Genomic DNA, 19939 nt, shown 5'->3' with positions numbered 1-19939 from the left:
GTTTTCATAGGTCCAATACCATGAGCGAGCGCCCCCTCGTATTGCCTTTCGACCCTGCCGGGATCGCTCTCGATCGCCGCCGCGGGCTCAGCCAGCAGCTGTACCAGGCGCTACGTGCGCGAGTGCTGGACGGGCGCCTGAGCAGTGGCACGCGTCTGCCCGCTACCCGTGATCTGGCTGCCATGCTGGCGCTTTCGCGCAACAGCGTGGTGCGGGCCTATGACCAGCTGTATGCCGAGGGCTACATCGAAAGCCGGGTAGGCGACGGCACCTATGTCAGCCAGCTGCCGAAACTCTCCACTGCAAAACTATCCACACAAGTATCCACAGGGTTATCCGGGTGGTTATCAACAGGTTTATCCACATTTTCATCAGGAGATACTGAGGATTCATCCAGCAGGCGACGTTTCAGCGAGCCTTTGCAGCGTCTGAAAAGTAACCATTTGCCGCCGCCAAGAAGCGGTGCTCCGCGTGCTTTTCGCGTCGGTATTCCGGCGTTCGACCTGTTCCCGTTCGACGTCTGGGCCAAGCTGCAGGCGGGTTTCTGGCGCAACCCGGGTCCCGCACAGCTGGGCTATGGCGACCCGGCAGGCGAACCGCTGTTGCGCGAACTGATCGCGGCCTACCTGCGTCGCTCGCGTGGTCTGAGTTGTACGGCTGAACAAATTGTGATCACCAGTGGTGCACAGCAGGCCATCAGCCTTTGTGCACAGTTACTGTTGCAGCCGGGCGATGGCGTAGCTGTGGAAAACCCGGGATACCGCGCAGCCGGGCATGCCTTTGCGCTGGCCGGTGGCCGGTTGCATGGCGTACCGGTGGACGAGGACGGCATGGACTGTCGTCAGCTCGGGCAGCTGGCGGGTTGCCGGCTGGCCTATGTCACGCCGGCCCACCAGTACCCAACCGGGGTGACCATGAGCCTGGCGCGACGCCTGGAATTGCTGGCCTGGGCCGAGCGCAGCGATGGCTGGATCATTGAAGACGACTACGACGGCGAATACCGCTACAGCGGCGCGCCCTTGGCCCCGCTTGCGGCGCTCGACCAGCACGGGCGGGTACTGTACGTCGGCACCTTCGGCAAGATCGCCTTTCCGGCGTTGCGCCTGGGCTACCTGGTACTGCCGCCGCAACTGGCGCAGGCATTCAGCCAGGGCAGGGCGCTGGCAGTGCGGCATTCGGAAGTCAGTAGCCAGTGCGTAATGGCCGAGTTCATGGCCCGCGGGCACTTCCAGCGGCATATCCGGCGCATGCGCAAGGCGGCGCTGAGCCGGCGCAATGTGCTCAAGGCCGGCTGGCCTGTGGATATTCCGGGGTTGTGCGGCATGCCGGAAGTAGCGGCCGGGCTGCATGTAAAGGTCGATGTGGATAACTTTGCGCGGGAGCAGGAACTGGTGGCCAAGGCTGAAGCGGTAGGGGTGGAGGTAACACCGCTGAGCAACTTCTGGCTGGCGGATAGCGAGGTACCTGTGGATGAGCGCGCCGGGCTGGTGCTGGGATTTGCAGCGGTGCCGGAGGGGGAGATTGCCGAGGCGTTGATGCGCTTGCGCAAGGCCTGGAGAAAGTGAATGGGGCCGCTGTGCGGCCCTTCGCGGGCACGCCCGCTCCCACCTGGTTCGCCTGTTATGCGATCAATGTGGGAGCGGGCATGCCCGCGAAGCAGGCGACTCAGGTACCGGACTTGATCCGCGTCCAGGCCCTGGTCCGCGCCCGCTCGGCATCCCTTGCCAAAGGCTTGAGCGTGTAAAGCTTGGCCATCGCCTCCGCCGTCGGGTACAGGTTGGGGTTGTTGCGAATCGCCGGGCTTACCTTGTCGGTCGCATCCTTGTTCGGGTTCGGGTACCCGACAAAGTCGCTGATCGGCGCAATCACCTCGGGTTGCAGCAGGTAGTTGATGAATGCATGGGCATCTTCCGGGTTGGCCGCGTTCTTCGGAATCGCCAGCATATCGAACCAGATCGGTGCACCTTCCTTGGGCAGGCGCATGTCCACTACCACGCCATTCTTCGCCTCGCGGGCGCGGTTGGCGGCCTGGGAGAAGCTGCCGCTGTAGCCCACTGCCACGCAGATATCGCCATTGGCGATGTCAGCCATGTACTTCGAGGAATGGAAGTAGGTGATGTGCGGGCGAATCTTCAGCATCAGAGCCTCGGCCTGCTTGTAGTCGGCCGGCTTGTCGCTGTTCGGCGGCAGGCCCAGGTACTGCAACGCCAGCGGCATGATCTCCGAAGGCGAGTCGAGCAGGGCGACGCCGCACTGTTTGAGCTTGGCGATGTTTTCTTCCTTGAAGATCAGATCCCAGCTGTCCACCGGGGCATTGTCGCCGAGCGCCGCCTTTACCTTGGCCGGGTTGAAGCCGATCAGCACCGTGCCGTACATGTAGGGCACGGCAAACTTGTTGCCGGGGTCGTTGGCCTCGATCAGCTTCATCAGCGCCGGGTCCAGGTGCTGCCAGTTCGGCAGCTTGCTGCGGTCCAGCGGCTGGAACACTCCCGCTTCGATCTGCTTGGCGAGGAACACATTGGACGGCACCACCACGTCGTATCCGGAGTTGCCGGTCAGCAGCTTGGCTTCCAGCGCCTCGTTGGTGTCGAAGATGTCGTAGACCAGCTTCACCCCGCTGCCTTTCTGGAACTCGGTGAGGGTTTGCGGGGTGATGTAGTCGAACCAGTTGTACACCCGCAGGGTGCGCTGTTCGGCCTGGGCTTGCAGGGCACCGGCGAACAGGGTCGCGGCGATGAACGGGGCGAGCAGACGTTTGAGTCGGGCCATTACCGGGCTCCTGGCTGGGCGCGCTGGAAGCCTTCCAGCACATTGACTGCGTTGATGCCGATTTCTTCCACAGCGTAGCCGCCTTCCATCACGAACAGGGTCGGCTTGCCGAGCCGGGCGATGCGCTTGCCCATTTCCAGGTAGTCCGGGCTGTCCAGCTTGAACTGCGAAATCGGGTCGTCCTTGAAGGTGTCCACGCCCAGCGAGACCACCAGCACGTCGGCGTCATAGGCGGCGATGCGCTGGCACGCATCTTCCAGGGCGGCGCTCCAGGCTGCCCAGTCGCTGCCGGCCGGCAGTGGGTAGTTGATGTTGCAGCCTTCGCCGGCACCTTCGCCGGTTTCGTCGGCATAGCCGAGGAAGAACGGGAACTCGTCGCGCGGGTCGCCATGGATCGAGGCGAAGAAAACATCGTTGCGGTGGTAGAAGATGTCCTGGGTGCCGTTGCCGTGGTGGTAGTCGACGTCGAGGATGGCGACCTTGTGCCGGCCTTGGTCGAGGAAGGCCTGGGCTGCGATGGCAGCGTTGTTCAGGTAGCAATAGCCGCCCATGACTTCGCCAGCCGCGTGGTGCCCTGGCGGGCGGCACAGGGCGAAGGCGGAATGTGCGCCTTGCTGGATTGCCGCCTGAGCGGTGAGGGCGACCTGGGCGGCGCTGTAGGCGGCCTGCCAGGTACCGGCGGTGATCGGTGCGCCGGCATCGAAGCTGTAGTAGCCCAGTTCACCGTGCAGACCGGTGGGTTTTACCTGGCGCAGGGTGCGTGCGGGCCAGGTGAACGGCAGCAGGTCGCCTTCCTGGCCCAGTGCGGCCCAGCGCGCCCAGGCACCTTCGAAGAAGTTCAGGTAGTCGGCACTGTGGATGCGCAGCAACGGTGCGCGGCCGAAGTCTGTGGGCCCCTGGATGTCGCCGAGGTTGCGCTTTTTGACCTGGTCGAGCACATGGTCGGCGCGTGACGGCATTTCGAAACAGGGCATCAGCTTGCCGTCGATCAGCTCGCAGCGGCCGTGGTGCAGGCGGTGGTCATCGGAATAGATCGTCAGCATTGTTGTTCTCCGGTAGGTACTGGCGTGGGCCCATTTTCATGGGCGGGCCAGTGGGGGAGAACGACGCAAATGGCCAAAAGGGGATCGATGTGGCCAAGGTCTCTGGCCTGTTTTTCCTGCGCCGGCCTCTTCGCGGGCTTGCCCGCTCCCACAGGATCTCCACAACTCTCGAAAGTTGTGGAAGACCGGTGGGAGCGGGCAAGCCCGCGAAGAGGCCGGTGCAGGTCAACCGCGGAAGTGACTGGGCGCCACACCACTCCAACGCTGAAAGGCATGCCGGAAACTGGCCGTTTCGCTGAACCCCAAGGTTTCGGCAATCCGGTAGATCGGCATCTGCTCATCAGCCAGCAACTGCTTGGCCCGCTCGAACCTTAGTTCATCCAGCAGCTGTTGATAACTGCTGCCCAACGCCTGCAAATGCCGGCGCAAGGTGCGCGACGAGCAGTTCATCTGCCGCGCCAGCCCTTCAAGCCCGGGTGCCGCATCCAGTTGCTGCACCAGCAGTTGGCGAATCCGCCCCAGCCAGGCCTGGCGGCCGGTGAATTCCAGGTTCAGCCGTCGGCAACGTTCGCTCATTGCCTTGTGGGTAATCGGGTCGGCCAGCGGCAGTGGTGTGTCCAGCCAGCGCCGTTCGAAGGCAAAGGCATTGTCCTCGGCGCCGAAACCGACCGGGCACGGGAATGCCCCGGCGTAGAGCGCGTGGTAGCCGGGGCGTGGGTGTTCGAAACGGGCCCCCAGCAGCGGCAGTGGGCGGCCGAGCAGGTCGTCGCAGATGACTTTCAGCGATACCAGGCAGAACTCGGCATTGAAGGCGGTCAGCGTCGGGCTGTCGTGGTAGTCGCTGGCGCTGAGCCAGACGCGCTGGCCGTCGTCGAGCAGGCGCAGCTTGAAGACTGTTCCCAGCAGTGCCGGGTACTGCAGCGCCAGGCGCAAGGCGTCACCCAAAGTGGCACTGGAGAGCAGGGCGTAACCGAGCATACCGTAGCACGACACATGCATGCGCCGGCCCAGTTCCAGGCCGATATCCTCGCGCCGGGCAACGGCATTGGCACACACCTGCAGTTCCTGTTGGGTGGTGATGCGCGCATCGGCATGGCCCAGGTCCGCCGGGCCGATGCCGCTGCCGGCCAGCAGCGCCGACGCTTCGCAACCGTCTGCCTGGAACACGTTGAGGATCAGCGAAACCGCGTTGAGGGTGGTCAGGTGGCTGTGCAGCATGCTGGGTAATCCCGTTGGCCTGGGACGCATTATGGAGCAAGTTGTGTGCCGATGTTCGACTGCTGTCCGCAGGGCTATTGTGGGAGCGGCCCTGCGTCGCGATGGGCTGCAAAGCAGCCCCGGAATCCTTCAGGCAAAAAAAAGGCCCGAAGCATGGGCTCGGGCCTTGGAAAGGTTGAGAGGTGTCTAGTCCCTCGACCTGGTGAGACTGTTTACAGCGGCCTGGTTACGCCTTCAGCGGAACCAGACGCGGAGCGATCATGTTTTCCGGACGCAGGATGTCGTCGAGCATCGCGTCGTCCAGCAGCTTCTCTTCGCGCACCAGTTCCAGTACGCCGCGGCCGGTTTCCAGGGCAACGCGGGCGATACGGGTGGCGTTTTCGTAGCCGATGTACGGGTTCAGGGCGGTGACCAGGCCGATCGAGTGCTCGACCAGTTCACGGCAGCGCTGTTCGTTGGCGGTGATGCCGACGATGCAGTGCTCGCGCAGCATGTCCATGGCGCGTTGCAGCAGGCGGATCGAGTCGAAGATCTTGTAGGCGATCAGTGGCTCCATCACGTTCAGCTGCAGCTGGCCACCTTCGGCAGCGACGGTCAGGGCCAGATCGTTGCCCATGATGGCGAAGGCCACCTGGTTGACGGCTTCCGGGATAACCGGGTTGACCTTGCCTGGCATGATCGAGCTGCCTGGCTGACGCGCTGGCAGGTTGATCTCGTTGATGCCAGTGCGCGGGCCGCTGGACAGCAGGCGCAGGTCGTTGCAGATCTTCGACAGCTTGACTGCGGTACGCTTGAGCATGCCGGAGAACAGCACGAAAGCGCCCATGTCGGAGGTGGCTTCGATCAGGTCGGCAGCCGGTACCAGCGGCTGGCCACTGATGGCAGCCAGGCGCTGTACGGCCAGGGCCTGGTAGCCAGGGTCGGCGTTGATGCCGGTGCCGATGGCGGTACCGCCCAGGTTGATTTCGGTCAGCAGTTCCGGGGCCAGCGAGCGCAGGCGCTGCAGGTCTTCGGTCATGGTGGTGGCGAAGGCGCGGAATTCCTGGCCCAGGGTCATCGGTACGGCGTCCTGCAGCTGGGTACGGCCCATCTTCAGTACGTGATCGAACTCTTTACCTTTGGCAGCGAAGGCCTGGATCAGGCTGTCGAGGCTGGCCAGCAGGGCGTCGTGGCCCAGCAGCAGGCCCAGACGGATGGCGGTCGGGTAGGCGTCGTTGGTCGACTGCGCCATGTTCACGTCGTTGTTCGGGTGCAGGTACTGATACTCACCCTTCTGGTGGCCCATGGCCTCCAGTGCGACGTTGGCGATGACTTCGTTGGCGTTCATGTTGGTAGAAGTACCAGCACCGCCCTGGATCATGTCCACCACGAACTGGTCGTGGTAATCGCCTTTGATCAGGCGGGCGCAGGCTGCAGTGATAGCAGCATGCTTGGCATCGCTCAGGTGACCCAGCTCACGGTTGGCGTCGGCGGCAGCCTGCTTGACCATGGCCAGGGCCACGACCAGCTTCGGGTAGTGCGACAGCGGAACACCGGAGAGGTGGAAGTTGTTGGCAGCGCGCAGGGTCTGGATGCCGTAGTAGGCATCTGCAGGAACTTCAAGGGTGCCCAACAAATCTTTTTCGACGCGGAACGATGCAGCGGAGGACATGATGTATATCATCTCGATTTTGACCCGGCACATGCCGGAATGGCGCCAATCCTAGGCCTGAAGGTGATTTTGCGGCCAATGCTGTTGCACGCTAACCTATGCACAAACGGCATAGTGTTTCATGTGACGCCAATTGACATTCGAGCGTGTTCCATTTTGGTGCACGCCAGGAGATGTGCTTCGTGAACCTTGAAAGCAAATGGCTGGAAGACTTCAGTGCGCTGGCCGCCACCCGCAGTTTTTCCCAGGCGGCAGAGCGGCGTTTCGTCACCCAGCCGGCCTTCAGCCGGCGCATTCGCAGCCTGGAGGCCGCGTTGGGCCTACAGTTGGTGAACCGTTCCCGCACGCCGATCGAACTGACCGAGGCCGGCCAGCTTTTTCTTGTCACGGCACGCACAGTTGTCGACCAGTTGAGCGAAATTCTTCGCCATTTGCATCATCTGGAAGGCGGCCAGGGTGAGGTGGTTCAGGTGGCGGCGGCGCATTCCCTGGCGTCGGGCTTTTTCCCGCGTTGGGTGGCTCAGCTGCGCAACGACGGGTTGAACATCGCCACCCGCCTGGTTGCGACCAACGTCGGAGATGCCGTGCATGCATTGCGTGAAGGTGGCTGCGACCTGATGCTGGCCTTCTATGACCCGGATGCCGCCCTGCAGATGGATGCCGAAATCTTCCCGTCGCTGCACATGGGTACCACCGAAATGTTGCCGGTGTGCGCCGTGGATGCCGACGGCAAGCCGTTGTTCGACCTGGAAGGCGAGGGTAGCGTGCCGCTGCTGGCCTATACCGCCGGCGCCTTCCTCGGCCGCTCGGTCAACCTGCTGCTGCGCCAGCGCAACCTGCGCTATACCACCGTCTATGAAACCGCCATGGCCGACAGCCTGAAAAGCATGGCGCTGGAAGGCATGGGCATCGCCTGGGTACCGCGCCTGTCGATGCGTGGCGAACTGGAACGAGGCGAGCTGGCGATCTGCGGCGGCAGCCAGTGGCACGTGCCGCTGGAAATCCGCCTGTACCGCTGCGCACTGGTGCGCAAGGCCAATGTAAGGCTGCTGTGGCGCAAGCTCGAGGGGGCGGCAATGGTTGACCCAAAAGTCAGCCAAAGCCCCGAAAAATAAGGGGCGACAGTTGGTCGCCGGGGTGCCTTAAACGCACCACCTTACGGTATACTGCGCGGCCTTTCGACCGGATGCGTCCGGTCCTGATCAGCAAACAAGCCACGCCGGTCGTCCCGCGTGGCTTGTTGTTTTTTGACGCGCCCAAGGGCGCACAAGCGAAGAGGCTCGACGATGAGTGCACTGGTTGGCGTGATCATGGGCTCCAAGTCCGATTGGTCCACCCTTAGCCACACCGCCGATATGCTGGAAAAACTCGGCATTCCCTACGAGGTGAAGGTGGTTTCCGCCCACCGTACCCCGGATCTGCTGTTCCAGTATGCCGAGGAGGCTGAGGGCCGTGGCATCGAGGTGATCATCGCCGGTGCCGGTGGCGCAGCCCACCTGCCAGGCATGTGCGCCGCCAAGACCCACCTCCCGGTGCTGGGCGTGCCCGTGCAATCGTCGATGCTGTCGGGTGTCGATTCGCTGCTGTCGATCGTGCAGATGCCAGCCGGCGTGCCGGTTGCCACCCTGGCCATCGGTCGTGCCGGTGCGGTCAACGCCGCGCTGCTGTCGGCCAGCATTCTCGGCGCCAAGTACCCGCAGTACCACGCGGCGCTCAAGCAGTTCCGCACGGAGCAGACCGACACCGTGCTGGACAACCCAGACCCGCGCCAGGCTTGAGGCTAAACCCATGAAGATCGGTGTAATCGGTGGCGGCCAGCTGGGCCGCATGCTGGCCCTGGCGGGTACCCCGCTGGGCATGAACTTCGCTTTCCTCGACCCGGCGCCGGACGCCTGCGCCGCGCCGCTTGGCGAGCACCTGCGTGCCGACTACGGCGACCAGGACCACCTGCGCCAGCTGGCTGATCAAGTCGACCTGGTTACCTTCGAGTTTGAAAGCGTCCCGGCCGAGACCGTGGCCTTCCTCTCGCAGTTCGTACCGGTATACCCCAGCGCCGAAGCGCTGCGCATCGCCCGTGACCGCCTGTTCGAGAAGAGCATGTTCCGCGACCTGGGTATCCCAACCCCGGCCTTCGCCGACATTCTTTCGCAGGCCGACCTGGAGGCCGCGGTGGCCAGCATCGGCCTGCCGGCCGTGCTGAAAACCCGCACCCTGGGTTACGACGGCAAGGGCCAGAAGGTGCTGCGCACCCCAGAGGACGTGGTCGGTACCTTTGCCGAGCTGGGCAGCGTGCCGTGCCTGCTGGAAGGCTTCGTGCCGTTCACCGGCGAAGTGTCGCTGGTGGCCGTGCGTGCCCGTGATGGCGAAACCCGCTTCTACCCGCTGGTGCACAACACCCACGAAAGCGGCATCCTGCGCCTGTCGGTCGCCAGCCAGGCGCACCCGCTGCAGGCCCTGGCCGAAGACTACGTGGGCCGGGTGCTCAAGCAACTGGACTATGTGGGCGTGATAGCCTTCGAGTTCTTCGAAGTCGACGGCGGCCTGAAGGCCAACGAGATCGCGCCGCGCGTGCACAACTCCGGGCACTGGACCATCGAAGGCGCCGAGTGCAGCCAGTTCGAGAACCACCTGCGCGCCGTCGCCGGCTTGCCGCTGGGCTCGACCGCCAAGGTCGGTGAGAGCGCAATGCTCAACTTCATCGGTGAAGTGCCGGCGGTGGACAAAGTGGTCGCCATCGGTGACTGCCACCTGCACCACTACGGCAAGGCCTTCAAGGCCGGTCGCAAGGTTGGCCACGCTACCCTGCGTTGCCACGACATGGCCACCCTCGAGCGCAAGATTGCCGAAGTAGAAGCCCTGATCGGCAACTGATCGAACTTCTACCAGCGGCTTGCCCTCTGAAATGGCAACGAGCCAAAGCGCTGTCTAGGCTTTGGCTTGTTCCATCATTACTGCAGAGGGATTGCCATGGGTATCATTGGAACCATCTTCATCGGCCTTATTGTCGGCCTGCTGGCCCGCTTCATCAAGCCGGGCGACGACAGCATGGGCTGGATCATGACCATCCTGCTAGGTATTGCCGGTTCCCTGCTGGCCACCTACGGCGGCCAGGCGCTGGGTATCTATCAGGCCGGGGAGGCGGCGGGCTTCTTTGGTGTGCGCTGGTGGGGGCGGTGGTCCTCCTGGTGATCTACGGATTCATCAAGAAACGCTGAATACTGGTTAGAATGCCCGGCAATTCATTCGAGTTGCCGAGCATTTTCATGCGTGCCTTATTCCTCGCCTCACTGCTGTTGGCCAGCACCCTGGCTCATGCCGAACTGCCTGAAACCGACTGGCTGGAGCTGATGCCCAAGTCGGACCAGCAGGCGCTCGAGCAAATGCCTGAAATCGACCACAACTCGCCGGAAGCCATGGGCACCTTTACCGACAAGGGCGGCCTGAAGCAGGGCAAGGGTTTGCCGGCGGTGATGTACTCGACCAAGACCGTGGCGGCCATGAACGGCAAGGACATCCGCCTGGGCGGTTACCCCGTACCACTGGAGAGCGACGCCAAGGGCAACAGCACGCTGTTCTTCCTGGTGCCGTACCCGGGCGCGTGCATCCACGTGCCGCCACCACCGCCAAACCAGCTGGTGCTGGTGCGCTACCCGAAAGGCCTGAAGATCGATGACATCTACACCCCGCTGTGGGTCAGCGGAACGCTGAAGGTGGAGAAGGTCAGCAATGACCTGGCCGACGCGGCCTATGCGCTGGATGCGGGGAAGGTGAGGGTGGTGGAGGATGCTGATCTCTGACTTTTCTGTGCCGGCCTCTTCGCGGGCTTGCCCGCGAAGAGGCCCGCACAGGCACTGCAAGACTCAGATCATTTCACAGCCAATCCTGACCCCCAGCGAGCTGCTGGCCCCAGGCTTCAATTCTACTAGGTCATCCCACACATTCGCCGTCTCGATGCACAGCATCCGCTGCCAGCCATCATCCGCCATGTCCGGCAATTCCCTGGCCCGATCGGTCCAGGGGTTCCAGATCACCGCCGAACGCGACCCGCTGCTGGTCAGGGTTATCCGCCGGTTCCAGTGCGGGTCGACGATGCTCAGCTGGGGCGGGGTCGCCAGGTAGATCCGGTCAGTCTCCCCGGCAAACTCAAGGGCCCCCTGCTGCTGACGCTGTTCCCAGTCAGCCAGGGTCTCGATATAGCCAAGCCCCTCAACCCCTTCGACCCGCGCCTGGCGCACGTCACTGACTGCGAAGTAACTGTGCAGGGCCTGGCTGATGGTAACCGGGGTATTGCCCATGTTGCGGCTGGTCAGGTTCAGCTGCAGGTCTTCGCCCAGCTCAACCACCAGCTTCAGTTCGACGTCATGAGGCCAGCCAGGCAGGTCACCCTGCGCTTGCGGTAGTTCGAATTCGATGCGCAGTCTGTCGCCTGCTTCCTCGATACCCAGCAATTGCCAGTCGCGCGCGCGCGCCAGGCCGTGCGCGGGTGCCTGTTCGCCATGGTACATGGCCTGCACGGCCTGGGGGTTGCGCTGCAGGTTGCCGAACCACGGCCAGCACACCGGCACTCCGGCGCGTACCGACTTGCCCTTGCGGAAGATGGCCTGGTCGCTCAGCCACAGCAGCGGTGGCTCGCCCACTCGCTGGTAGCTGAGGATCTGCGCGCCCTGCTGGGCGATCAGGAGTTCGGCGCGGTCGCTGCTGATACGCCAGCAGTCGAGTTCGCCATGTTGCTCGGTTACGACCTGGAAGGTAGCCATTGCATTCATCTCATTGATTGCCAGTGGGCCTTGGACCCGGGCTCATGCAATGAGTTTACCGCCGGCGTGGCTCAGCGACGAGGTACGGAGCGGGTGCGGCCACTGCCGTCGATGGCGACGAAGACGAACACGGCTTCGGTGACCTTGCGCCATTCGCTGGACAGTGGGTCGTCGCTCCACACTTCGACCATCATCTGGATCGAGCTGCGGCCGATTTCCAGGGTCTGGGTATAGAACGACAGCTGCGCGCCAACGGCGACCGGTACCAGAAAGGCCATGCGGTCGATCGCCACGGTAGCCACGCGGCCGCCGGCGACACGGCTGGCCATGGCGGTGCCGGCCAAGTCCATCTGGGCGACCAGCCAGCCGCCGAAGATGTCGCCAAAGCCGTTGGTTTCACGCGGCAGCGCGGTGATCTGCAAGGCCAGGTCGCCTTGCGGGATTGGATCTTCTTGTTCGAGCTCAATCATGCGATGGGGCCTCTGACCCGTGACGCTTTTCGTTGGTGTGGCGCAAAGGCCGGGTAAACGATTCAGCTTGAAACATACTACGCCGATTTCGTTTCACTGGGCGGCCGTAGGGAAACTCTGCGAAACCGCCTGACAATAATGACCGGCGTTTTCGCACAACATCCCACGTTAGGAGCAACCTTTTCCTACGAAGCGCCAGTATATAGAGCATGACGGCCAGCGACGACCGCGCATTCATGAATATGTGTAGGGATTTTGTATCGCTTTCGGCGCAGCTCAGCAATTTGCTATCTTCGCCTGTCTCCCAATCCAGAAGCCGCGTGCCAAGCGGCCTGCATGCCCACAAAGAGAACAATCAGCGATGACTTCCGTGCCGAGCAGTATCGAGCAGCCCTCGCGGCCGCTGACCCGCAGTGACTACAAGACCCTCTCACTGTCCGCTCTGGGCGGCGCGCTGGAGTTCTACGACTTCATCATCTTCGTGTTCTTCGCCACTGTGGTCGGCAAACTGTTCTTCCCGGCTGACATGCCCGAATGGCTGCGCCTGATGCAAACCTTCGGCATTTTCGCCGCCGGCTATCTGGCGCGGCCGCTGGGCGGCATCATCATGGCCCACTTCGGCGACCTGCTCGGGCGCAAGAAAATGTTCACCCTGAGCATCTTCATGATGGCCTTGCCGACGCTGATCATGGGTCTGCTGCCCACCTATGCACAGATCGGCATGTGGGCACCGATCCTGTTGCTGCTGATGCGCGTGATACAGGGTGCGGCCATTGGTGGCGAGGTACCGGGTGCCTGGGTGTTCGTGTCCGAGCACGTGCCAGAGCGCAATACCGGCTACGCCTGCGGCACCCTCACCGCCGGCCTGACTGCCGGAATCCTGCTCGGTTCGCTGGTGGCCACCCTGATCAACAGCGTCTACAACGCGCAGGAAGTGGCAGATTACGCCTGGCGTATCCCGTTCCTGCTCGGCGGTGTATTCGGCCTGTTCTCGGTGTACCTGCGCCGTTGGCTGCACGAAACCCCGGTGTTCGCCGAAATGCAGCAGCGCAAGGCGCTGGCCGAGGAGCTGCCGTTGCGCGCGGTGCTGCGTGACCATCGTGGTGCGATCATCCTGTCGATGCTGCTGACCTGGATGCTGTCGGCTGCCATCGTGGTGCTTATCCTGATGACCCCGGCGCTGCTGCAAAGCATCTACCACATCAGCCCCACCGATTCCCTCAAGGCCAACAGCCTGGCCATTGTGCTGCTCAGCTTTGGCTGCATAGGTGCTGGCAGCCTGGCCGACCGCTTTGGCGCGGGCCGGGTGTTCGTGATCGGTAGCCTGCTGCTGCTGGTGACCTCCTGGACCTTCTACCACAGCCTGCCTACGCGGCCCGAGCTGCTGTTCCCGTTGTATGCCGTGACCGGACTGTGCGTGGGCGTGATCGGTGCGGTGCCTTATGTGATGGTCAAGGCCTTTCCGGCGGTGGTGCGCTTCAGCGGGCTGTCGTTCTCGTACAACGTGGCCTACGCGATCTTTGGCGGGCTGACACCGATGGTGGTGACTGCGCTGCTGAAAGTGAGCCCGATGGCGCCTGCCTACTATGTGGCGGGGCTGTGTGCCGTTGGTCTGGCTGTGGGCCTGTACCTGCTCGCCAACAAGCGCTGATCTGCGCCAGGGCTACTGGCCTCTTCGCGGGCACGCCCGCTCCCACAGGGCCTTTGGTGAACCCTGTGGGAGCCGGCATGCCCGCGAAGAGGCCGGGCCTGCTTTTCGATGATGGCCTTTCATCCAATTGTCATATTCAAGTCATATCGTATTCATGCGGCCTACAGATACTTGGGCCCGTTCCATCCAACACCCCAATATTCCTGCTAGGAGCAAGGCATGAAACTGAAGCGTTTGATGGCGGCCCTCACCTTTGCCGCCGCTGGCGTTGCAACCGCCAACGCGGTAGCCGCTGTCGATCCTGCGATCCCGACCTACACCAAGACCACCGGTGTTTCGGGCAACCTCTCCAGCGTCGGTTCGGACACCCTCGCCAACCTGATGACTCTGTGGGCCGAGGCCTACAAGAAGGAATATCCGAACGTAAACATCCAGATCCAGGCTGCCGGCTCCTCCACCGCGCCACCCGCGCTGACCGAAGGCACCGCCAACCTCGGCCCGATGAGCCGCAAGATGAAGGATGTCGAGCTGCAGGCCTTCGAGCAGAAGTACGGCTACAAGCCGACTGCCATCCCGGTCGCCGTAGACGCCCTGGCTGTGTTCGTGCACAAGGACAACCCGATCAAAGGCCTGACCATGGCCCAGGTCGACGCCATTTTCTCTTCCACCCGCCTGTGCGGTGGCAAAGCCGACGTCAAGACCTGGGGTGACCTGGGCGTGACCGGCGACCTGGCCAACAAGCCAGTACAGCTGTTCGGCCGTAACTCGGTATCGGGCACCTATGGCTACTTCAAGGAAGAAGCCCTGTGCAAAGGCGACTTCAAGGCTAACGTCAACGAACAGCCTGGCTCGGCTTCGGTCGTGCAGTCGATCAGCTCCTCGCTGAACGGCATCGGCTATTCGGGTATCGGCTACAAGACCGCCAGCGTCAAGACCGTGGCCCTGGCCAAGAAGGAAGGCGGCGAGTTCGTCGAAGACAATGAAACCAACGCCCTGAACGGCACCTACCCGCTGTCGCGCTTCCTGTACGTCTACGTCAACAAAGCCCCGAACAAGCCTCTGGCCCCGCTGGAAGCCGAGTTCGTCAAGCTGGTGTTGTCGCAAGCTGGCCAGCAGGTCGTGGTGAAGGATGGCTACATTCCGCTGCCGGCCAAAGTCGTCGACAAGACCCTGGCTGACCTGGGCCTGTCCCACGCAGGTAACGTTGCAAAAAAGTAAGTAACTGAGGAGGAGGCCGGTGCTGCTGCCCGGCCTCTTCCACGAAATTTCAGTCCGAAGCCAGGTTTCCTGTGCGGCGGGCTTTCGTGCGTCACCACTTTGTAATGTTTTTGTCACACGGGACCGCTAGGGTGTGCGCATGAATGATCTGGCCAACTCCAACATGACCCAAAATTCCCAGCCTGTGCGGATTGATTTCAATACGCCGGAGTTGCAACGCAAGCGTCGCATGCGCGCGCTCAAGGACCGCCTGACCCGCTGGTATGTACTGGTGGGCGGGCTTGCCGTATTGGCGGCGATCACCCTGATCTTCTTCTATCTGGCCTATGTAGTGCTGCCGCTGTTCCAGGGCGCCGAGCTGACCAGCAAGAAGGCCTTGGAGCCGACCTGGCTGCAACAGGATGCCGGCAAGCCGCTGATGATCGCGCTTGAAGAGCAGAACCTGGTGGGCATGCGCGTTTCGGACAAGGGCCAGGCACTGTTCTTTGATACCAAGACCGGCAACGAGCTCAAGCGTTTCGACCTGCCGGTGCCGGCAGGCACCCAGGTCACTTCGATCAGTGCCGACCAGCCGGGTAGCCCGCTGGTGGTGCTGGGCTTGTCCAATGGCCAGGCGCTGGTGTTCCACCACACCTACAAGATCACCTACCCGGACAACAAGAAAACCATCACCCCCGGCATCGACTACCCGTACGGCGAGCAGCCGTTCGTGCTCGACGAGCAGGGCCGTGCGCTGGAGCATGTCAGCGTCAACGTCAATGGCGACACCCTGCTAATGGCCGGTTCCACCGGCGCGCACCTGCAGGTGGTCGAGCTGACCCGCAGCGAAAACATGATGACCGAAGAGGTCACCACCGAGCAGCGCCGCATCGAACTGCCGCAGATGACCGAAACGGTGAAGAACATCTTCATCGACCCGCGTCAGCAGTGGCTGTACGTGATCAACGGCCGTGCCACCGCGGACGTGTTCAACCTGCGTGACAAGAGTCTCAACGGCCGCTACAAGCTGTCTGAAAGCGCCGACACCGAAATTACCGCCACCGCCCAGCTGGTCGGCGGCATCTCGCTGATCATCGGCGACTCCAAGGGCGGCCTGGCCCAGTGGTTCATGGCCCGTGACCCGGATGGCGAATCGCGCTTCAAGCTGATCCGCACCTTCCAGATGGGCAAGGCCGCAGTCGTGCAGATCGACGCCGAAGAGCGCCGCAAGGGCTTCGTGGCCCTCGACGCCGCAGGCGAGCTGGGCGTGTTCCACAGCACCGCGCACCGTACCCTGCTGGTCGAGCCGGCCGCCGAAGGCCCTGGTATCCTGGCCCTGTCGCCACGTGCCAACCGCATCATCATCGAAGAAGGCGGCAAGCTGCTGCCGCTGAGCCTGCGCAACCCGCACCCGGAAATTTCCTTCAGCGCGCTGTGGGGCAAGGTGTGGTACGAGAACTACGACGAGCCGAAATACGTCTGGCAATCGACCGCTTCGAACACCGACTTCGAGCCAAAGCTGAGCCTGTCGCCACTGACCTTCGGTACTCTGAAGGCCGCGTTCTACGCCATGATCCTGGCGGCCCCGCTGGCGATTGCCGCGGCTATCTACACCGCCTACTTCATGGCCCCGGGCATGCGCCGCAAGGTCAAGCCGGTGATCGAACTGATGGAAGCGATGCCGACGGTGATCCTCGGCTTCTTTGCCGGCCTGTTCCTCGCCCCGTACCTGGAAGGCCACCTGCCGGGCGTGTTCAGTCTGTTCCTGCTGATGCCGCTCGGTATCCTGCTGGCCGGCTTCGCCTGGACCCGCCTGCCCGAGTCGATCCGCCTGCGTATCCCGGATGGCTGGGAAGCGGCGATCCTGATCCCGGTCATCCTGTTCACCGGCTGGTTCGCCCTGACCATGAGCCCGCACCTCGAAAGCTGGCTCTTTGACGGCGACATGCGCCTGTGGATCACCAACGATCTGAAGATAACCTACGACCAGCGCAACGCCCTGGTGGTGGGTATCGCCATGGGCTTCGCGGTCATCCCGAACATCTACTCCATCGCCGAAGACGCCGTGTTCAGCGTGCCGCGCAGCCTGACCCTGGGCTCCCTGGCCCTGGGTGCAACGCCCTGGCAGACCCTGACCCGCGTGGTCATCCTCACCGCCAGCCCGGGCATTTTCTCGGCGCTGATGATCGGCATGGGCCGTGCGGTGGGCGAGACCATGATCGTGCTGATGGCCACCGGCAACACACCGGTGATGGAGCTGAACCTGTTCGAGGGCATGCGCACCCTGGCCGCCAACGTGGCCGTGGAAATGCCGGAATCGGAAGTCGGCGGCAGCCACTATCGCGTGCTGTTCCTGGCCGCGCTGGTGCTGCTGATGTTCACCTTCATCATGAACACCTTGGCCGAGCTGATTCGCCAGCGTCTGCGCAAGAAATACTCGTCGCTTTGATAGAAAGGTAGCGATCCGTGAAAAAGGATTCCCTCAAAGGCTGGTTCAAGAGCGGCGCCCCAGGCGTCTGGATGAGCGGCGGCGCGGTGGCCATGGCAGTGATCATGACCGTTGGCCTGCTGGCGGTGATTGCCGTGCGCGGCCTGGGCCACTTCTGGCCGGCCGATCTTGTCCAGGCCACCTACAAGGTGCCGGGCCAGGCCGATCACGTTGTCATTGGCGAAGTGGTGCAAAAGGAAGAGGTACCCCGCGCCCGCCTCAAGGGCGCCGGCCTGCCAGTGCCTGACCAGGGCCCGGAGTTCATGACCCGCGAGCTGATCAAGGTGGGCAACCGTGACCTCAATGGTAGCGACTTCACCTGGGTGGTCGGCGACTGGCTGGTCGACGAAAAGCACCCGACCGATCTGATCGCCCTGGAGCGCCGGGAGTGGGGCAACTTCTACGGTTACCTGGTCAGCGTCAAGGAAGAGGGCCGTGTGGTCGCCGAAGGCGCTGCCGCCTGGAACGAGCTTCAGGCCCGTCTCAAGCGTGCCAACCAGCTCAACAGCGAACTGCAAGGCCTCGAGAAGAAAGACATCGGTGCCATCAACCACGGCCTCGAGCGCCTGCGTCTGCAGGCGCGCAAGCTGGAGCTGGAGGGCAAGCTGGACGCCGCCGCCCAGGCCGACTTGGACGCCGAGCGCGCCGAGCTGAACAGCCGCTACAAGGCCATCGAAGACCGCCTGACCGGCCTGCACCAGGCCTTCGCCCGCGACAGCCTGGTGGCTCGCGATGGTGACGGCCGCGAAGTGGAAATCAACCTCAGCAAGGTGGTGCACGCCATCCAGCCGAACGCCATGTCGGGCGTTACCAAGCTGGGCACCTACTTCACCAAGGTCTGGGAGTTCCTTAGCGACGACCCACGTGAAGCCAACACCGAGGGCGGTATCTTCCCGGCCATCTTCGGTACCGTGATGATGACCCTGATCATGGCCGTAATCGTCACTCCGTTCGGTGTGCTGGCTGCCGTGTACCTGCGCGAATACGCCAGGCAGGGCCCGGTGACCCGCCTGATCCGCATCGCGGTGAACAACCTGGCCGGGGTACCGGCGATCGTCTATGGCGTGTTCGGCCTGGGCTTCTTCGTCTACGTGCTGGGTGGCTCGATCGACCGGCTGTTCTTCCCCGAAGCACTGCCGGCGCCAACCCTGGGTACCCCTGGCCTGCTGTGGGCATCGCTGACCCTGGCGCTGCTGGCCGTGCCGGTGGTGATCGTGGCCACCGAGGAAGGCCTGGCGCGTATCCCGCGCACCGTGCGCGAAGGCTCGCTGGCGCTGGGGGCGACCAAGGCCGAGACCCTGTGGAAGATCGTTTTGCCGATGGCCAGCCCGGCGATGATGACCGGCATGATTCTCGCCGTGGCCCGCGCCGCCGGCGAAGTGGCGCCGCTGATGCTGGTAGGCGTGGTGAAGCTGGCGCCGTCGCTGCCGGTGGATGGTAACTACCCGTACCTGCACCTGGACCAGAAGATCATGCACCTGGGCTTCCACATCTATGACGTCGGCTTCCAGAGCCCCAACGTCGAAGCCGCGCGACCGCTGGTATATGCCACGGCGTTGCTGCTGGTGCTGGTGATCGCGGCCCTCAACCTCTCGGCCGTGTGGATCCGTAACCACCTGCGCGAGAAGTACAAGGCCCTCGACAGCTGATCCTGATTGCAAGCGCGCCGCTCGCGAACGGGCGGCCCTTTGAAACGAATTGTTAGCGTATGGAGTTGACCATGCAGCAAGAATCCCACGCCCACGGCATCGACATGTCTGCCTTGGGCCGCGACAAGCAGAGCCTGCGCCTGGCCGAAGAAACCGTAGCCATCGAAGTTCCGGGCCTGAGCCTGTTCTACGGTGACAAGCAAGCGCTGTTCGACGTGCAGATGAACATCCCCAAGCAGCGCGTGACCGCCTTTATCGGCCCGTCCGGCTGTGGCAAGTCGACCCTGCTGCGCACCTTCAACCGCATGAACGACCTGGTTGACGGCTGCCGCGTGGAAGGCGCCATCAATCTGTACGGCAACAACATCTATCGCAAGGGCGAAGACGTGGCCGAGCTGCGCCGCCGTGTGGGCATGGTGTTCCAGAAGCCCAACCCGTTCCCCAAGACCATCTACGAAAACGTGGTCTACGGCCTGCGCATCCAGGGCATCAACAAGAAGCGTGTGCTTGACGAAGCGGTCGAGTGGGCGCTGAAGGGCGCAGCTCTGTGGGACGAGGTCAAGGACCGCCTGCACGACTCGGCACTGGGCCTGTCCGGTGGCCAGCAGCAGCGTCTGGTCATTGCCCGCACCATCGCCGTGGAGCCGGAAGTGCTGCTGCTAGACGAACCGTGCTCGGCACTGGACCCGATCTCGACCCTGAAAGTCGAGGAACTGATCTACGAATTGAAATCCAAGTACACCATCGTCATCGTTACCCACAACATGCAGCAGGCGGCCCGTGTTTCCGACTACACCGCCTTCATGTACATGGGCAAACTGATCGAATTCGGGGATACCGACACCCTGTTCACCAACCCGGCGAAGAAGCAGACCGAAGACTACATCACCGGTCGCTACGGCTAAGCCGCTTTGCAATCTACCCCTGGGCCTCTGTGGGAGCGGGGTTTCACCCGCGAATCAGGCGCCGCGGTGTATGGCACCGGCTTTGCCGGTGTTCGCAGTTAAACCCGCTCCCACAGGCCAGGGAACGAGACGAATTACTTG

The 19939-nt window shown here is 63.0% G+C and carries 16 protein-coding genes and 1 pseudogene; 11 read left to right on the top strand and 6 right to left on the bottom strand.

Features of this window, described 5'->3' with window-relative positions; all coding sequences use genetic code 11:
• The first annotated feature begins 20 nt into the window (after window positions 1-20).
• A complete protein-coding gene (locus QIY50_10315; protein WGV22518.1) occupies window positions 21-1565 on the top strand; it encodes a PLP-dependent aminotransferase family protein in 1545 nt (514 codons plus the stop codon).
• A 100-nt stretch (window positions 1566-1665) separates the two neighbouring features.
• Here the strand turns inward: QIY50_10315 and QIY50_10310 are convergent, their stop codons facing one another.
• The 4 genes from QIY50_10310 to aspA form a co-directional block, all read right to left on the bottom strand.
• Window positions 1666-2769, bottom strand: a complete 1104-nt coding sequence (locus QIY50_10310) for a polyamine ABC transporter substrate-binding protein (protein ID WGV22517.1) — start codon at window positions 2767-2769, stop codon at window positions 1666-1668.
• Window positions 2769-3812, bottom strand: coding sequence for a histone deacetylase family protein (locus QIY50_10305; GenBank protein WGV22516.1), 1044 nt, complete (start codon window positions 3810-3812; stop codon window positions 2769-2771). The genes QIY50_10310 and QIY50_10305 overlap by 1 nt, the downstream gene beginning before the upstream one ends.
• A gap of 225 nt (window positions 3813-4037) precedes the next feature.
• Window positions 4038-5030, bottom strand: coding sequence for an AraC family transcriptional regulator (locus QIY50_10300; GenBank protein ID WGV22515.1), 993 nt, complete (start codon window positions 5028-5030; stop codon window positions 4038-4040).
• A gap of 226 nt (window positions 5031-5256) precedes the next feature.
• Window positions 5257-6681 (bottom strand): aspartate ammonia-lyase, encoded by a 1425-nt coding sequence (aspA, locus tag QIY50_10295; protein ID WGV22514.1) that lies wholly within the window; start codon window positions 6679-6681, stop codon window positions 5257-5259.
• Window positions 6682-6863: 182 nt separating this feature from the next.
• Here aspA and QIY50_10290 point away from each other — a divergent pair, with 182 nt between their 5' ends.
• The 5 genes and pseudogenes from QIY50_10290 to QIY50_10270 all read left to right on the top strand — a co-directional run bounded on the left by QIY50_10290 (window position 6864) and on the right by QIY50_10270 (window position 10478).
• Window positions 6864-7796 carry a LysR substrate-binding domain-containing protein gene (locus tag QIY50_10290; protein WGV22513.1) on the top strand — a complete coding sequence of 311 codons (933 nt, stop codon included), beginning with the start codon at window positions 6864-6866 and terminating at the stop codon, window positions 7794-7796.
• A 171-nt stretch (window positions 7797-7967) separates the two neighbouring features.
• Window positions 7968-8459 (top strand): 5-(carboxyamino)imidazole ribonucleotide mutase, encoded by a 492-nt coding sequence (gene purE / locus QIY50_10285; protein ID WGV22512.1) that lies wholly within the window; start codon window positions 7968-7970, stop codon window positions 8457-8459.
• A 10-nt stretch (window positions 8460-8469) separates the two neighbouring features.
• Window positions 8470-9552 carry a 5-(carboxyamino)imidazole ribonucleotide synthase gene (locus tag QIY50_10280; GenBank protein ID WGV22511.1) on the top strand — a complete coding sequence of 361 codons (1083 nt, stop codon included), beginning with the start codon at window positions 8470-8472 and terminating at the stop codon, window positions 9550-9552.
• Window positions 9553-9648: 96 nt separating this feature from the next.
• Window positions 9649-9896, top strand: a pseudogene (locus QIY50_10275) (GlsB/YeaQ/YmgE family stress response membrane protein).
• Between the two features lie 12 nt (window positions 9897-9908).
• Window positions 9909-10478, top strand: coding sequence for a DUF3299 domain-containing protein (locus tag QIY50_10270; protein WGV22510.1), 570 nt, complete (start codon window positions 9909-9911; stop codon window positions 10476-10478).
• Window positions 10479-10541: 63 nt separating this feature from the next.
• Here the strand turns inward: QIY50_10270 and QIY50_10265 are convergent, their stop codons facing one another.
• On the bottom strand, window positions 10542-11438 hold the full coding sequence (locus QIY50_10265; protein ID WGV22509.1) for a D-hexose-6-phosphate mutarotase: 897 nt from the start codon (window positions 11436-11438) through the stop codon (window positions 10542-10544).
• 71 nt (window positions 11439-11509) lie between these two features.
• Window positions 11510-11908 (bottom strand): acyl-CoA thioesterase, encoded by a 399-nt coding sequence (locus QIY50_10260; protein ID WGV22508.1) that lies wholly within the window; start codon window positions 11906-11908, stop codon window positions 11510-11512.
• Window positions 11909-12269: 361 nt separating this feature from the next.
• On the opposite strand from QIY50_10260, the gene QIY50_10255 reads away from it, so the two are divergent.
• From QIY50_10255 to pstB, 5 genes are all read left to right on the top strand, one after another.
• Window positions 12270-13559 carry an MFS transporter gene (locus tag QIY50_10255; protein ID WGV22507.1) on the top strand — a complete coding sequence of 430 codons (1290 nt, stop codon included), beginning with the start codon at window positions 12270-12272 and terminating at the stop codon, window positions 13557-13559.
• Between the two features lie 219 nt (window positions 13560-13778).
• On the top strand, window positions 13779-14777 hold the full coding sequence (locus QIY50_10250; GenBank protein WGV22506.1) for a phosphate ABC transporter substrate-binding protein PstS: 999 nt from the start codon (window positions 13779-13781) through the stop codon (window positions 14775-14777).
• A gap of 139 nt (window positions 14778-14916) precedes the next feature.
• On the top strand, window positions 14917-17205 hold the full coding sequence (locus QIY50_10245; GenBank protein WGV22505.1) for an ABC transporter permease subunit: 2289 nt from the start codon (window positions 14917-14919) through the stop codon (window positions 17203-17205).
• 71 nt (window positions 17206-17276) lie between these two features.
• Window positions 17277-18893, top strand: a complete 1617-nt coding sequence (gene pstA, locus QIY50_10240) for a phosphate ABC transporter permease PstA (protein WGV23036.1) — start codon at window positions 17277-17279, stop codon at window positions 18891-18893.
• Between the two features lie 71 nt (window positions 18894-18964).
• Window positions 18965-19798: a phosphate ABC transporter ATP-binding protein PstB gene (gene pstB / locus QIY50_10235; protein ID WGV22504.1), complete on the top strand. Its 834-nt coding sequence runs from the start codon at window positions 18965-18967 to the stop codon at window positions 19796-19798.
• The last annotated feature ends 141 nt before the right edge of the window (window positions 19799-19939 follow it).

Origin of the sequence: Pseudomonas putida (assembly GCA_029953615.1) — a bacterium.
GTDB lineage: Bacteria > Pseudomonadota > Gammaproteobacteria > Pseudomonadales > Pseudomonadaceae > Aquipseudomonas.
The sequence above is the reverse complement of the archived record's forward strand: the minus strand, read 5'-3'. Positions and strand labels throughout refer to the sequence as shown.

Excerpts from the sequence above, each read along its gene's own strand:
- pstB (WGV22504.1), top strand. The coding sequence starts at position 18,965 with ATGCAGCAAGAATCCCACGCCCACGGCATCGACATGTCTGCCTTGGGC.
- purE (WGV22512.1), top strand. The coding sequence starts at position 7,968 with ATGAGTGCACTGGTTGGCGTGATCATGGGCTCCAAGTCCGATTGGTCC.
- QIY50_10305 (WGV22516.1), bottom strand. The coding sequence starts at position 3,812 with ATGCTGACGATCTATTCCGATGACCACCGCCTGCACCACGGCCGCTGC.
- QIY50_10300 (WGV22515.1), bottom strand. The coding sequence starts at position 5,030 with ATGCTGCACAGCCACCTGACCACCCTCAACGCGGTTTCGCTGATCCTC.
- QIY50_10245 (WGV22505.1), top strand. The coding sequence starts at position 14,917 with ATGAATGATCTGGCCAACTCCAACATGACCCAAAATTCCCAGCCTGTG.
- QIY50_10315 (WGV22518.1), top strand. The coding sequence starts at position 21 with ATGAGCGAGCGCCCCCTCGTATTGCCTTTCGACCCTGCCGGGATCGCT.
- QIY50_10310 (WGV22517.1), bottom strand. The coding sequence starts at position 2,769 with ATGGCCCGACTCAAACGTCTGCTCGCCCCGTTCATCGCCGCGACCCTG.
- QIY50_10270 (WGV22510.1), top strand. The coding sequence starts at position 9,909 with ATGCCCGGCAATTCATTCGAGTTGCCGAGCATTTTCATGCGTGCCTTA.
- aspA (WGV22514.1), bottom strand. The coding sequence starts at position 6,681 with ATGTCCTCCGCTGCATCGTTCCGCGTCGAAAAAGATTTGTTGGGCACC.
- pstA (WGV23036.1), top strand. The coding sequence starts at position 17,277 with ATGAGCGGCGGCGCGGTGGCCATGGCAGTGATCATGACCGTTGGCCTG.
- QIY50_10260 (WGV22508.1), bottom strand. The coding sequence starts at position 11,908 with ATGATTGAGCTCGAACAAGAAGATCCAATCCCGCAAGGCGACCTGGCC.
- QIY50_10280 (WGV22511.1), top strand. The coding sequence starts at position 8,470 with ATGAAGATCGGTGTAATCGGTGGCGGCCAGCTGGGCCGCATGCTGGCC.
- QIY50_10255 (WGV22507.1), top strand. The coding sequence starts at position 12,270 with ATGACTTCCGTGCCGAGCAGTATCGAGCAGCCCTCGCGGCCGCTGACC.
- QIY50_10250 (WGV22506.1), top strand. The coding sequence starts at position 13,779 with ATGAAACTGAAGCGTTTGATGGCGGCCCTCACCTTTGCCGCCGCTGGC.
- QIY50_10265 (WGV22509.1), bottom strand. The coding sequence starts at position 11,438 with ATGGCTACCTTCCAGGTCGTAACCGAGCAACATGGCGAACTCGACTGC.